Source organism: Sorangiineae bacterium MSr12523, from assembly GCA_037157775.1.
Taxonomy (GTDB): Bacteria; Myxococcota_A; Polyangia; order Polyangiales; family Polyangiaceae; genus Pendulispora; species Pendulispora brunnea.
In genome coordinates this window covers 2,156,927-2,170,664 of sequence record CP089982.1, presented here as the reverse complement: position 1 = coordinate 2,170,664, position 13,738 = coordinate 2,156,927, and the positions used below count along the sequence as shown (strand labels likewise).

Below are 13,738 nucleotides of genomic sequence, written 5' to 3'. Positions count from 1 at the left end.
TGGATGCGTTGCGTTACAGTTCAAACGATAGGTTTGCCTAGGAGAGCATCATGACCAAAAGGGTTTTCTTCTTTGGGGAGGGGAAGGCCGAAGGAGACAGCAAACGGCGCGATCTTCTGGGCGGCAAAGGTGCCGGCCTGGCTGAAATGACGGGCTTGGGGCTTCCTGTCCCGCCCGGTCTCACCATCTCGACGGAGGTGTGCACGGCCTACTTCGCGAATCCGGGGCAGCCTGGATTGCCCGAGGGCGTCGATGCCGAGATCGCCGAAGCGCTGAAGAAGGTGGAAGCCTCCACCGGGATGAAGTTCGGCGATCCGGAGAATCCGCTCCTGGTCAGCGTGCGCTCGGGCGCCCGCGCGTCGATGCCGGGCATGATGGACACGATTTTGAATCTCGGTCTGAACGACGCGTGTGCCGAGGGCCTGGCAAAGAAGACGGGCGATGCGCGCTTCGCGTACGACGCCTACCGCCGCTTCATCGCAATGTATTCGGACGTCGCGCTGGAGATCGACCGTGAGCCGTTCAACCATGCGCTCGACAAGCTGCGCATCAAAACGGCGCAGGCCAAGGGTCACGACGTCACGCGCATCAACGCGGAAGAACTCAAGAAGAAGGTGCCCGACTCGGAGCTGTCCGCCGAGGATTTGAAGGCGCTCGTCGTCGAGTTCAAGGCGCTGGTGAAGAAGGCCTCGGGCAACGACTTCCCCAGCGATCCGCTGGAGCAGCTGCGCGGGGCCATCCGCGCGGTGTTCAAGTCGTGGAACACGCACCGCGCGATCGTCTACCGCCGCATGCACGACATTCCCGATAGCTGGGGAACTGCATGCAATGTGCAAGCAATGGTGTTCGGCAACTTGGGCGACACCAGCGCCACCGGCGTGGCCTTCACGCGCAACCCGTCGACCGGCGAGAAGAAGCTGTTCGGAGAGTGGCTGCCCAAGGCCCAGGGCGAGGACGTCGTCGCGGGCATCCGCACGCCGTTCCCCATCGATGGCTCGCCGGATTCGCTCGAGCTGAAGATGCCCGATGCGTACCGCGCCCTGACCAAGATTTGCGACACCCTCGAGGCGCACTTCCGCGACATGCAGGACCTCGAGTTCACCATCCAATCGGGCAAGCTGTACATGCTGCAGTGCCGCTCGGGAAAGCGCACGAGCCGCGCGGCCGTGCGCATTGCCGTGGAGCAGTGCAAGGAAAAGCTCATCACGGAAGAGGAAGCGATCCTTCGCGTGGATGCGAGCTCGCTCGATCAGCTGCTGCACCCGACCTTGGATCCCAAGGCGCCGAAGAAGTTCCTCGCGCGCGGCCTCGCGGCGAGCCCCGGGGCGGCCGTGGGCCACATCGTCTTCAGCGCCGACGAGGCGGAGAAGCGCGCGAGCCAGGGCAAGCCGGTCATTCTGGTGCGCATCGAGACGTCGCCGGAGGACATCCACGGCATGAAGGCGGCGCGCGGTATCATCACGTCGCGCGGCGGCATGACGAGCCACGCGGCGGTCATCGCGCGCGGCATGGGCAAGGCGTGCATCGCGGGGTGTTCGGCCGCGAGCATCAATTACGCGGAAGAGAAGCTCACCATCAGCGTCTACGACGACGCGGGCCGCCAGGCCGAGGTGGTGACCTTGAAGAAGGGCGACGTCGTGACCATCGATGGCTCGACGGGCACGATTTACGCGGGCGAGGTGCCCACGATTCCGGCCGCGCTCGCGGGCGAATTCGGGGAGCTCATGGCCTGGGCGGACAAGGTTCGCACGATGAAGGTGCGAGCCAATGCCGACACGCCGCTCGATGCCCGCACGGCGCGTTCGTTCGGCGCCGAGGGCATCGGCCTTTGCCGCACCGAGCACATGTTCTTCGACGAGGAACGCATCAGCGCCATGCGTGAGATGATCCTTGCCGACGACGTGCAATCGCGCGAACGCGCACTGGCGAAGCTGATTCCGTTCCAGCGGGCGGACTTCGTGGGCATCTTCCAGGAGATGCGCGGGCTCAAGGTGACGATCCGCCTGCTCGACCCGCCGCTGCACGAGTTCTTGCCGCACGATCCGAAGCAGCTGCAGCAGCTGTCGCGCACCATGGGCGTGTCGGTGGAGCGGCTGCAGGATCGCACGAAGGAGCTGCACGAGTTCAACCCGATGCTCGGGCACCGCGGCTGCCGTCTCGCCATCACGTACCCCGAGATTTACGCGATGCAGGTGCGCGCGATCCTGGAGGCGGCGGCGCAGGTCGCGGCCGACGGGACCGAGGTGTACCCGGAGATCATGATTCCCCTGGCCATTACGGCGGGGGAATTGGATCGGATGCGGGTCATCGTGGACAAGGTGGCGGCCGAGGTGTTCGCCGGGAAGAAGGCGGTACCGTTCTCCTTCGGGACGATGGTGGAGCTTCCGCGCGCGGCCATCGTGGCCGACGAATTGGCGAAGGTGGCGGAGTTCTTCTCCTTCGGCACGAACGATTTGACCCAATCGGCCATGGGCCTTTCGCGTGACGATGCAGGGAAGTTCCTGCCCGCGTACGTGGAGACGGGCCTTCTGCCGAAGGATCCCTTCGTGTCGATCGACACCGAGGGCGTCGGCGCGCTGGTAAAGCTCGCGGTCGAGCGCGGACGCAAGACGCGCCCGAACATCAAATTGGGCATTTGCGGTGAGCACGGCGGCGATCCCGCGTCGTGCCATTTCTTCCAAACCGTGGGCCTCGATTACGTGAGCTGCTCGCCATTCCGCGTGCCCATTGCGCGCCTCGCGGTCTCGCAGGCGGCCCTGCGCCTGCGCACGCAGCCGGCCTAGGGTATAGTTGGGGGATGAACTCTGTTTCCGTCGAAGATGTCGCGCCGGACCAGATTCGTCCCCTGCTTCGGGTCGAGTACGATCGGCTGGTAGCAGCCGGGGCGTTCGAAGGAGAACGCCTCGAATTGCTGCGTGGTAGGCTCGTGCTCATGAGTCCGCAGCATGGGCCGCACGCGTCGACGGTCTCGCGTCTGAACCATTGCCTGTTGGCTCCGCTCGAGGGCCGAGCCGAGGTAAGAATTCAGTTGCCGCTGTCGCTGAGCGATGACTCGGAACCTGAACCGGATGTGGCGGTCGTTCCGCTGGGGGACTACGACAACGAGCACCCGCAAACGGCGCTCTGGGTCATCGAGGTGGCCGACTCCAGTCTGAAAAAGGACCGCGAGCTCAAGCCGGGCATCTACGCGCAGGCCGACGTTCCCGATTATTGGGTCGTGAACCTCCTGGATCGCATCATCGAAGTGCACCGCGAGCCCGCGGCGGGCGTCTACCAGACGATCGCACGTTACCGCGAAGGTGACACCATCGCTCCCCTCGCCTTTTCGGATCTGGCCATCGAGGTTTCGCGCATCCTGCCGCGCAAAGCCCAATAGCTTTCGCGCGCACGCTTCGGGTGGGCGCGTCGCGCGAGTTGCGTGTACATGCCATCGATTGGACCCTTTGCCCCGGTCGATGAGGATCCAGGCGGAGATGCAATCGGTCCTGCATCGGTCCTGTGGTTGTGAGAAGTGAGTCATCACACGCTAACAACGACATTGCGCCTGCATGGCATACGTGATGCTCCAGTCTGCGCATGCGCAAATGGATTTCGATATCGGGCGCATTCTCCGCAGGTGCACTGTTCTGCAGTGCGAGTGCGTGGGGAGCTGCCGTGATAACAGCGCCAGTGCCGCGCACGCCCGCGTGCGATGAGACGAATTGCAAAGTAGGGCCCTGCGGAGGACAGAATCCCGCATCGCCGAAATACAAATTCGAGAAAGGCTCCGATTTGACCGTCACATGGAATGAAACGACGGACCAAATTGGATGTTACATCGTCGAGTTGTCCACGACGGGCGATGATCAGAATTTCCAAGTATTGAAAACATTGGCGGACGACACCAACTCGGTCCCGGAGTCGCGTTCGGCCACTATCCCGATAACGGACTTGCCCAAGGTCGACGGCGGTCCCGTCGAATGCGAGCATTGCGTGCTGCGCGTACGGCAAATCGCCGCGGGCGTATCTGCGGGCTGCGGCGCCGATACGGATGCGAGCACGTATTATTCGTGCGCGGACATCATCATTGGCACGGATGCGTCGGTTTCTGGAGGCGGCACCCCAGGCCCAGGTGTGCCCGATGCAGGCTCGCCGAACGGTGGAAACCAAGACGCGGGCAATCCCGGCAACCCCGACGAGAACGGCGCGGGCGAGGACGAGGTGCTCGATCCCACGGCGGGGCGCGGGTGCGCGGCATCGCCGCTCTCCAGCGGGCTATCTTACGGCGGCATCATCGCCGTCGCGATGACGCTCGCCGCTTCGGTTTGGCATCGGGCCCGCCGCCGGTCGTCTCGGCGGCGGTAGGAGCGGACGTCGCCACCTCGGCGCGGCGTTGCTCGAGTTCGTCGATGGTCTTCGGCCAGTCGTCCTTGAGGAGGCGCGACAGGGAGCGGTCCATGAGCATCTTGCCCCCGGTTTGGCAACGCGGGCAGTAGTTGGTCTCGTTCTCCGCGTAGACGATGCGCTGCACCCGGCCGCCGCAAACGGGGCACGGCTGGCCATAGCGACCGTGCACGGCCATCTCGGGGCGAAAGGCGGTGACCTTTTCGGGGAAGTTGCCCGCGGCCTCGTCGCGCAGCCGGTTCGTCCAATCGATCAGCGTCGCCGTCGTCGCCTCGAACAGGCGCGCGATTTCCTCGTCGGTGAGGTGCGAGGTGAGTCGCACCGGCGACATCCCTGCGCGGTGAAGGATCTCGTCGGAGTACGCGTTGCCGATGCCGCTGAACAGATGCGGATCGGTCAGCGAGCGCTTGAGCGTATGATTCTCGCGGGTGAGGGCCTGGCGGAAGGCCGCGAGATCGGCGGTGAGCACCTCGAGACCGCCCGGATCGAGCGCGCGCAGGGCGGCCTCGCCCTCGACGAGGTGAATGGACGCACGCTTCTTCTTGGAGACCTCGGTGAGCACCAAGGTGCCGCTCGGAAAATCGAAGGCCGCGAGCCCGACCTTGCCGGGGATCTTGCCTCCAGGTGGCAAGAAGCGAAACCGGCCCGCGATCATCAAGTGAATGACGACGAAGAGCCGCGTGGCGCCGTCGCGCAGGCCGAGCACGATGCGCTTTCCCACGCGGCGGACGTCGGCGACGGGATGCCCCTCGAAGCGCGCCGGCGGCGGGGCGACGGTGCGCAGAACGAAGGGGCTGGCCAGACGGATCTTTTGAAGCGGCTGCCCTACGACACGGGCCGCGATCGCCTCGACGTACAACGTGACGTCGGGGAGTTCAGGCACTCGCCTCCCGCAGTGCCTCCTCGGCCGCGCTTACCGTCGTGTCGATGTCCGCCTCGGTGTGCGCGGCGCTCATGAAGGCAGCCTCGTACTGCGACGGCGGGAAGTACTGACCCCGCGCGATCATGCCGCGGTGCCAGCGACCGAACCGCGCCGTGTCGCTCTTCTGGGCATCGCTCCACGAGCGCACGGGTCCTTCGTTGAAGAACATCGTGAGCATGGCGCCTACGCGTTGGACGCAGCCCGGCGTCTTGGTGCGCTCGAGGGCCGTGCGCAGTCCCTGCTCGAGACGCGCGGAAAGCCGCTCCAGCTTTTCATAGAGCGCTGCATCGAGGCGCTCCAACGTGGCCAGGCCCGCGCTGACCGCCACGGGATTGCCGCTCAACGTACCCGCTTGGTAAACGGGTCCGAGCGGTGCCACGTTCTGCATGATGGCGCGCTTGCCACCGTAGGCCGCGAGCGGCATGCCGCCGCCGATGATTTTGCCGAGGCACGTCATGTCCGGCTTGAGGCCCGAGCGCTCTTGCATGCCGCCGCGTGCGACGCGGCAACCGGTCATCACCTCGTCGAAAATCGAGATGGCGCCGTGTTTCTGGCAAAGCGAGATGATCTCCTCCAAGAAACCGGGCACCGGCGGCACACAGCCCATGTTTCCCACCACGGGCTCCACGATGACCGCGGCGATGCGATGCCCGCGCGCCGAGAAGAGCTCGCGCAACGCCGGAATGTCGTTGTACGCGATGGTCGTCGTGTTGCCGGCGGCAGACGCCGGAACGCCCGCGGAATCGGGGACGCCCAAGGTGGCCGCGCCGGAGCCGGCTTTGACGAGGAGAAAGTCCGCATGGCCGTGGTAACAGCCTTCGAACTTCACGACGACGTCGCGCCCCGTGGCACCGCGGGCCGCGCGGATGGCCGCCATGGTGGCCTCGGTGCCGCTCGACACCGCGCGCATCATCTCGATCGACGGATAAAGCTCGACGACCTTTTCGGCGAAGCGCACCTCGAGCTCCGTCGGGGCTCCGTAGCTCGTGCCGTTGGCGGCGGCCGACGTCACCGCCTTGATGACGTCGGGGTGCGCGTGGCCCAGGATCATCGGCCCCCATGAGCCGACGTAGTCCGTGTACTTCGCCCCATCGGCGCCAAACAGGTACGCGCCCTCCGCGCGCGAGATGAACACGGGTTCGCCCCCGACGGAGCGAAAGGCGCGAACGGGGCTGTTGACGCCACCGGGGATGAGTTCCTGGGCCCGTTGAAACAACTTGCGCGAGATGGGGTCGGTCACGAAGTGCCTATTTATTGATGGTGAAGTTGTAGTCGACGACGCCGGGGTTGCCCTCGAACTTGGGCACCTTGGCGAATTTGAAGCGTGTTGCCACGCAGTCGCCCACGGGCGTGCCTTCGTACGGAGGCCCGACGATGACGGAGCTCATGACCGAGCCATCGCCGATGAACGTGACGCGTGCGCGGCCCGGGCCGGTGGGGCCGTCGGGTTTCTTGCAGCTGGCGAGCACGCCTTCCATCGTCTTGAGCGAGGCGCGCGCCGCCTCGGGGCTGAACTTGCCCGGCTCGGACGGCGCAGCGCTCGGAGAACCGGGACGGGCGATGGGCGTCGGGCCGCTGCCCGAGCTGGAGCCCGTCGACTTGCCCGACGACGTCGAGCCCGAGCTGCTTCCCGAACTTCCCGAGGAGGACGACGAACCGCGCTCGCTGGAACCGCTGCTGCGATGCGGAGCCTCGGCGGCGGGCTGCTGCGCTGGCTGTGATGGCTGCGCCGGTTGCGCCGCGGCCACGGGCTGCTGCGGCGGCGGTGCGGGCTGCTCGGGCGGAGGCTGCGGTGCGACCGCGGCGCCCGTCGGCGTTGGCTGCTGCGCGACCTCGGGCGCCGGCGCAGATGGCGCGGGCGCTTGCGGGGCCGCGCTTGCAGATGGCGCCGCGCTGGACTCGGCGGACGAGGACCCGCTCAAAAGCGAGTAGGCCGCATACCCTGCGCCGATCAACAGAATGACCGCGAGGGCGGCGATCAAGCCGATGAGGATCAACTTCGGCTTTTGGGGCTGCGCCGCATACGGCGCCGCACCGGGAACGGGCGCCGGCGGCGCAAAGCCTTGCTGCGCGGCATAACCTTGCGGTGCCCCCTGCTGCGGTTGCCACGGGGGCGCTCCCGCCATCCCGGGCTGCTGCATCATGCCCTGTTGCGGGATGGCCTGAGTACCCGCATGACCGCCAGGATGCGCACCTGGCGGCGGACCGTATTGACCGCCCCCACCGGGCGCACCGAATGGGGCCTGCCCTGCCGGCGATCCATAATTGCCAAAGGGCGACGGTGCCGCATCCGGCGGGCTGAATTGCGGCATGGCCGATGTGCCCCCGCTCGCACCGAACGGCGAGGGGGCGGCACCACCGGGCGGCGCATAGGCAGGCTGCTGCGGCTGCGCGAACGGCGGCGGCGGTTGGTACGTCATCGCATCTTGCAGCTGCGGTGCGTACTGCGCCTGCGTGGGCGCTTCGGCGTCGGGATCCACCGGCGGCGTGTTGGAGAACTGCTGCGCAAACGGCGTCGCCGAAAGTGCAAGCGTCTTTCCCTTGGGCCCACCGGGGGGAGGCTGCTGCGGCTGCGACGCGAAGAACGGCGGCTGCTGCGGCGGTGCACCGAACGGCGACGGAGCATCGGGCGCGAATTGCGTCTCGGCGCTCGCCAGATCGAAGCGCGCGCCGCCGGGCGGCGGGCCTTGAATCGGCATGTCGTTCAACTGCCCCACGGTCGTGGGCATGTCGCTCGAGGACGGCCCCGTCTCATCGCCGCCCGACAGCGACGGCAGACGCGGAGCCTGAATCGGCATGGCGGTCGTGCCCGTGGGCGGCCGCGGCGCACCCGCGCGCCCGTTGGCGCTGTCGTTGCGTGCAGCCACGCCCTCCGCCGGCGTCCCTGCGGCGGGCAGCGGCGCGGGCAGACGCCCCGCCGACCCTTCCGGCCGCGGAATGGACGGCCGCGGAAGATGGAATCCGCCGGGTTGCGACGGACGCGCCCCGGGTTGGGACGGCCGCGCGAACGGCTTGGACGGATGCGCGGGACCCGAAGCCGCGGCGGCCTGCGGCGATGGAGCGCTGGGCGAGGGCATGCGCGCGCTCGCGGCGAGGCCCGTGCGCTGGAGAAAGTCCTTCACCTCCGGCGGAATGGGCTGCTGCGGAGGCTGGCCGGGCGGCGACGGAAGCTGGTTCACGTCGATGGTGCGCGTCGACTCGTCGTCACCAATGTGCGGCGGCGCATGCGGCGAGGCATGCGCATGGTGTGGCTGCGGATGCGCATGATGGGACGGGTGCGGAAGCGGCGCGGGCCCAGGAATGGGCGGCAGCGGAGGCGCCGAGGGCGGCTCGTACTCGAACAACCCTTCGGAATCCGCCACGATGGTCGCCGGACCGTCGGCGTCGGGAGGAATGCTATCGGCGACGTCACCCCAATCCTGCGGGTCGTCGTTGGCTTCGTTTTGTTTTTTCGAGTCAGCCTGCATTGCATTTCTCAACTTGCCCCAGAATTCTTCCATACTCTGAGGTCGTTCACGCGGATTTGTCGCACACGCTTGGGTGAATAGGCGCTCGATGGCGTCGGGCACTGTAAGCCCCAATCCGCGTGGCGTGATGGGCTGCGCCGGCTTGCACGCTTGGATCAAGCATTCCGCATCCGTCTCACCGGTGCGCACACGTCGATCGAGCATCGCCTCGAGAAAGACCAACGCGAACGAGTACACGTCGACCTTGGCGCTGATGGGCCCCATCGTCGGATCGAACTGCTCCGGCGCGGCGTAGGGCGGCGAGAAGATCGCAATGTTCTGCATGCTCATGGCGAGGCGCGAAAAGCCGGTCGACTCCGACGAGCCATCGCTCATCACCTTGGCCATGCCGAAATCGAGCACCTTGAGACGGACACCGCCCTGGCGCGACTTCGTCAGGAACAGATTTCCCGGTTTGATGTCGCGGTGCACGATGCCGTGCGAGTGCGCAAAGACGAGCGCTTCCCCCGCCGGCGTGAACAGGTCGAACGTCTCCTTCAAGGAGCGGCCCTTCATCTTCGCATCGCGTCGGCCGCGGAAGTGGATGGCGAGTGACTCGCCCTCGAGCCATTCGAGGACCATGTACGGCACGCGCACCCCAACGGGCGCGAGCGTGGTGCCGCTGGCGATGCAACGCACGATGTCGAGGTTTCCCTGGGAGAGTCGGTACGCGATGCGGCTTTCGTCACGGAAACGATTGACGAAATCCTGAACGACCTCGGGCGAGTCCGCGATCGGCTTCAGGCATTTGACGGCGATGGGCTCGTTGAGGCCGAGATGGAAACCCTTGTAGACGTTGCTGAAACCACCTTCGCCAATCCACTGATCGATACGAAACTGGCCGTCGATCACAGTGCCGTTGAAGCGAAACGGATCTCTTTGCATCGCAGGGTGAACCATACCACGAAGTCTTCGCGGGTATGTTTTACCGCGGCCTCATCTGCCGAAGGGTGGTGGTGGCCTCATTTCGGCAGTCGAAAGGCATGCTCCACGAAGGAGGGCGGCCCTTCGAAGGCCGGAATCTTTGCGTTGCGATAGCGCAGCGCGACACATTCGCCCTCGGGCCCATCCGCCAAGGGGCCGGTGATCTTGACGGCCGAAACCGTCCCATCGTTCGCGAAGGTCACCCGCGCACTGCCCTCTCCGCCCTTGCCATCGGGACGCCTGCAGCTCGCGAGGATGCCATCGAGCACGCGAAGCGCTGCCTCGGCTGCGGTGCGGTTGAAGGCGGTGGGATCGGCGGGCGGCGGGATTTCCGTGGGCTCTTCGGCAGTGGGCTTTGGGGTCGGTCCCGCAGCACCTTTGGGAGCAGGTGTGCGCCCTTTCGGGCGCGCGCTGGCACTCGCGTTGGGCGACGCCGGCGCTCCACCCGATTCACTCACCGGGGCGACGCCGGTCGTTGCGGGTGCGGCGGCCACCGTTGGCGCCGAGCTGGGAGGGCTCGGGTTCGCTGCTATGGCAACATCATCGGCGCGCTGGATCCGCTGTAGGTAGACCGAGGCCAGCACGGCCAGTGCAACCAGTGCCGCGCCACCGCCGAGCAGCACCCCGAGCACGACCGGGCCTCGCGTCGGCTCGTCGGCGCCCGTCCTGTTCTGGGCTGGCAAAGCCTTTCGCGGTGCCGTGGCGTCTGCCGACATCGCGCGATGAGGCCCCGTGAAATCCGCCGACGGCGTCTTGGCTCGCGGGCCCGTGACGTCGGCCGTCGCGGACTCCGCACGGGAAGACGACTGCACGCCGCTGATCTCCGGTGCGGGCGGCTGCGCGGAGCTGGCAAGCGTGGGAAGCGGAAGCACGACGGGAAGCCCATCGTCGATGGTCGTCTCCTCGTCGATCACCGGGGGAGCCCCCGCGGCCCTCGGCGCCGCAGGCAGATCGTTCAAGGTGGGCCCATCGTGGTAGCCCACGAGCGAGAGCAACGAATCGCTGTCCGGCAGCGCGTCCATCCGCTGCGTGGCATCGGCCATGGCCGCATCCGACCCGCCCGCGTGAGCGGCATGAACGGCGGACTTGAGCGCCGACCAGAAATCGGCCGCATCGAGAAAGCGTTCGCCCGGCTCGCGTGCCAGCGCCCGAGCGAACACGTCCTGCACGTCGTCCGAAACCATGACGCCAAAGTTCCTCGGCGTGGGTCGCGTGCGCGGATCCAAAATGCGGTCGCGCAACTGGGCCAGCGACAACCCGAGGAACGGCGGCTGATCGCGCATCGCCTCGAGCAGCACCATCGCGAGCGCGTACACGTCGGTCGCAGGGCCCACGGCCCCGATCGACGCATCGAGCTGCTCGGGCGTGGCGTAGGCCGGCGAGAAGACGCGGAACGATGCGCCGTTCGTCGGAGTTCCTTCGGTAAACCCCAGGGCCTGCTCACTCGCCACCTTGGCCAAGCCGAAGTCGAGCACCTTGGCCCTCACCCCTTCCAGGGTCTCGGCCAAAAAGATGCTGCCCGGGTGCAGATCGCGATGCACCACGCCCTGCGTGTGCGCGTAGGCAACGGCATCCACCGCGGTATCGAGCAGGGGCATCAGATCGACCAACGGACGGCCCTGCCCGCCCGCCAGGCGGCGCTCCTCGAACTGCCGCGCCAGCGTTTTTCCTTCGAGCCACTCGAGCACGGTGTACGGCACGAGCGAGCCCGTTTTGGGCGCCAACGTCGTGCCGATGGCGATGCAGCGCGCGATGTGGAAGTGCCCTTGCGCGAGCTTGTACGCCGCGCGGCCTTCGTCGCGGAAGCGGCGCATGAACGCCTCGACCCGCGAGGACTCGAGCTGCGCTTGCAGCTTCAAGCACTTGATGGCCACCTTGGAATCGAAGCCGACGTGCTCCCCGCGGTAGACGATGCTCGAGCCCCCCTCGCCCGCAACGTCGTCGATCCGAAATTGCCCGTCGAGCACCTGGCCCAAGAGCCCGAACGGATCACTCCCGCCCGCGTTCATGGACCGCCATAGAGCGCGAGACGGACGCCGGCGACGACGCCGTGGCTCTCGAAGGGATCCGAAAAGACGGCCTGGTACTCGACCGAGGGCGCCAACGTGAAGTGCGTGCCGAAGGGATTGAACAGGCGGAACTCGTAGAACACGCCGCCGCCCACGAAGGATTGCACGCCCTCCCCGCCCTCGGAGGCGCCGTGCTTGGCCTCCATCTTGGCCGAGCCCACGCCGAATTGGCCCGAGAAGCCAAGATCGCGCAATTTGGGCACGAGGTAGAAGAGCGGAAAGCCTTCCACCCGGACGCCGCCACCGGCGCTGGTGAGCTTCCAGTCGTCGTTCTCGCCTCCGCCGCCTCCGCCCCAGAAGCCGAAGTTGAGGTAGTCGGTGAGCGCCCCCATGATCATCAACGTCGAGCTCGTTCCAACGACCACGCCGCTCGCCGCGTAGTAACGAGGGTCTTGCATGCGGGTCGCCGAGTTGGGGTAACCGCTGCCGGCCGTCACGGATGTGCCGAGCGAAAGACCGACGACCAGGCCGCTTCGACGCGACGCCGGCTTGTCGAGCGGAAAGGCACCGCGGTCTTGGGCAGAAGCCGTTTCCGAGATGGCGAAGCCGACGAGAAGCGAAGCGACGAAAGGTAGGACGATGCGAGGGCGGATCGTAAGAGCCACGGCTCTTCCACGCATACCATAGACATGCGACAAGAAGCGCATGAACCGAGAGCACAAAGACGAAGCCTTGGCCCAGGTCGATCCCGAGATCTTTCGTCTCATCGAAGCGGAGAATCGCCGCGAAGACGAGTCGTTACGCCTCATCGCGAGCGAGAATTACGCGTCGCGTGCCGTGCAGGAGGCGACGGGCTCGTGTCTCACGAACAAGTACTCCGAGGGATACGCCAAAAAGCGTTACTACGAAGGCCAGCAAGTCATCGACGAAGTCGAAGAACTGGCCATCTCGCGCTTGAAGCAGCTCTTCGGCCAGACGGCGGCTGGCTCCGTCGACGACATCCACGTCAACGTGCAGCCCTATTCGGGAAGCCCGGCGAACCTCGCCGTGTACCTCGCTTTTTGCAACGCGGGCGACACCATCATGGGGCTCGGTTTGCCCGCCGGCGGCCACCTCACGCACGGCCACAACGTTTCCATCACCGGCAAATACTTCAAGAGCGTGCCCTACGGCGTGCGCCAGGACAACCACCTCATCGACATGGACGAGGTGCGCAAGCTCGCCAAGGAGCACCGTCCGAAGCTGCTCTGGGCCGGCACCACGGCCTACCCGCGCATCCTCGACTTCAAGGCCTTCCGTGAGATTGCGGACGAAGTGGGCGCCATCTTCGCCGCGGACATCGCGCACATCGCAGGGCTCGTGGCCGCGGGCGTGCACCCCTCCCCGATCGGCATTGCAGACGTGGTGACGTCCACGTCGCACAAGAGCTTCCGCGGTCCGCGCGGGGCGATGATCTTCTGCAAGAAGGAGCACGCCTCCAAGATCGACCGCGCGGTGTTTCCGGGATTGCAGGGCGGACCGCACAACCATACGACGGCCGCGATCGCCGTGGCAGCGCAAGAGGCGCTCCAGCCTTCGTTCAAGGAATACGCCCGCGCCATCGTCGACAACGCGAAGGCACTGGCCGAGGCGATGACCGCACGCGGATTCTCGTTGGTGACCGGCGGAACCGACAATCATCTTTTGCTGGTCGATCTCACCAACAAAACGATTCCCGGCAAGGTCGCATCCAAAGCATTGGATCGTGCGAACATCGTTTTGAATTACAACTCGGTTCCGTTCGATCCGCGCAAGCCGTTCGACCCCTCGGGAATTCGAATTGGCACGCCGTCTGTCACGTCGCGCAAGATGGGTAAAGACGTCATGGTGCAGCTCGCAGAGTGGATCGATCGCGTGGTGAGCGCACCGGAGGACGAGTCCGTGATCTCCAAAGTTGCTGCCGAGGTGCGCGCTGTGTGCGCCAAGTACCCGGCGCCCGGATTGCGAGTGTAATG

9 protein-coding genes are annotated in these 13,738 nt (G+C 66.2%); 4 read left to right on the top strand and 5 right to left on the bottom strand.

From position 1 onward, the window contains the following. The first annotated feature begins 50 nt into the window (after positions 1-50). The 3 genes from ppdK (at position 51) to LZC95_08750 (ending at position 4,344) form a co-directional block, all read left to right on the top strand. The gene (gene ppdK, locus LZC95_08760; GenBank protein ID WXA96927.1) at positions 51-2,783 is read left to right on the top strand and encodes a pyruvate, phosphate dikinase; all 2,733 of its coding nucleotides are present in this window, start codon (positions 51-53) and stop codon (positions 2,781-2,783) included. A 14-nt stretch (positions 2,784-2,797) separates the two neighbouring features. Further along, positions 2,798-3,376, top strand: a complete 579-nt coding sequence (locus tag LZC95_08755; protein WXA96926.1) for a Uma2 family endonuclease — start codon at positions 2,798-2,800, stop codon at positions 3,374-3,376. Positions 3,377-3,576: 200 nt separating this feature from the next. Beyond that, positions 3,577-4,344 (top strand): hypothetical protein, encoded by a 768-nt coding sequence (locus LZC95_08750; GenBank protein WXA96925.1) that lies wholly within the window; start codon positions 3,577-3,579, stop codon positions 4,342-4,344. Here LZC95_08750 and LZC95_08745 read toward each other — a convergent pair. From LZC95_08745 to LZC95_08725, 5 genes are all read right to left on the bottom strand, one after another. After that, a complete protein-coding gene (locus tag LZC95_08745) occupies positions 4,271-5,266 on the bottom strand; it encodes a formamidopyrimidine-DNA glycosylase (GenBank protein WXA96924.1) in 996 nt (331 codons plus the stop codon). The genes LZC95_08750 and LZC95_08745 overlap by 74 nt on opposite strands. Then, positions 5,259-6,545, bottom strand: coding sequence for a glutamate-1-semialdehyde 2,1-aminomutase (gene hemL / locus LZC95_08740; GenBank protein ID WXA96923.1), 1,287 nt, complete (start codon positions 6,543-6,545; stop codon positions 5,259-5,261). Before hemL ends, LZC95_08745 begins: the two co-directional genes overlap by 8 nt. 7 nt (positions 6,546-6,552) lie before the next feature. Next, the gene (locus tag LZC95_08735) at positions 6,553-9,696 is read right to left on the bottom strand and encodes a protein kinase (protein ID WXA96922.1); all 3,144 of its coding nucleotides are present in this window, start codon (positions 9,694-9,696) and stop codon (positions 6,553-6,555) included. 77 nt (positions 9,697-9,773) lie between these two features. After that, positions 9,774-11,744, bottom strand: a complete 1,971-nt coding sequence (locus LZC95_08730; GenBank protein WXA96921.1) for a protein kinase — start codon at positions 11,742-11,744, stop codon at positions 9,774-9,776. Further along, the gene (locus LZC95_08725) at positions 11,741-12,409 is read right to left on the bottom strand and encodes a hypothetical protein (protein WXA96920.1); all 669 of its coding nucleotides are present in this window, start codon (positions 12,407-12,409) and stop codon (positions 11,741-11,743) included. The genes LZC95_08730 and LZC95_08725 overlap by 4 nt, the downstream gene beginning before the upstream one ends. Positions 12,410-12,449: 40 nt before the next feature. Here LZC95_08725 and LZC95_08720 point away from each other — a divergent pair, with 40 nt between their 5' ends. Next, entirely contained in the window at positions 12,450-13,736 is a 1,287-nt protein-coding gene (locus LZC95_08720) for a serine hydroxymethyltransferase (protein ID WXA96919.1), read from the top strand. Positions 13,737-13,738 lie beyond the last annotated feature (2 nt).

Bases quoted from the DNA above. Each gene is read 5' to 3' on its own strand.
- ppdK (WXA96927.1), top strand. From the start codon at position 51: ATGACCAAAAGGGTTTTCTTCTTTGGGGAGGGGAAGGCCGAAGGAGAC.
- LZC95_08755 (WXA96926.1), top strand. From the start codon at position 2,798: ATGAACTCTGTTTCCGTCGAAGATGTCGCGCCGGACCAGATTCGTCCC.
- LZC95_08750 (WXA96925.1), top strand. From the start codon at position 3,577: ATGCGCAAATGGATTTCGATATCGGGCGCATTCTCCGCAGGTGCACTG.
- LZC95_08735 (WXA96922.1), bottom strand. From the start codon at position 9,696: ATGCAAAGAGATCCGTTTCGCTTCAACGGCACTGTGATCGACGGCCAG.
- LZC95_08730 (WXA96921.1), bottom strand. From the start codon at position 11,744: ATGAACGCGGGCGGGAGTGATCCGTTCGGGCTCTTGGGCCAGGTGCTC.
- LZC95_08720 (WXA96919.1), top strand. From the start codon at position 12,450: ATGAACCGAGAGCACAAAGACGAAGCCTTGGCCCAGGTCGATCCCGAG.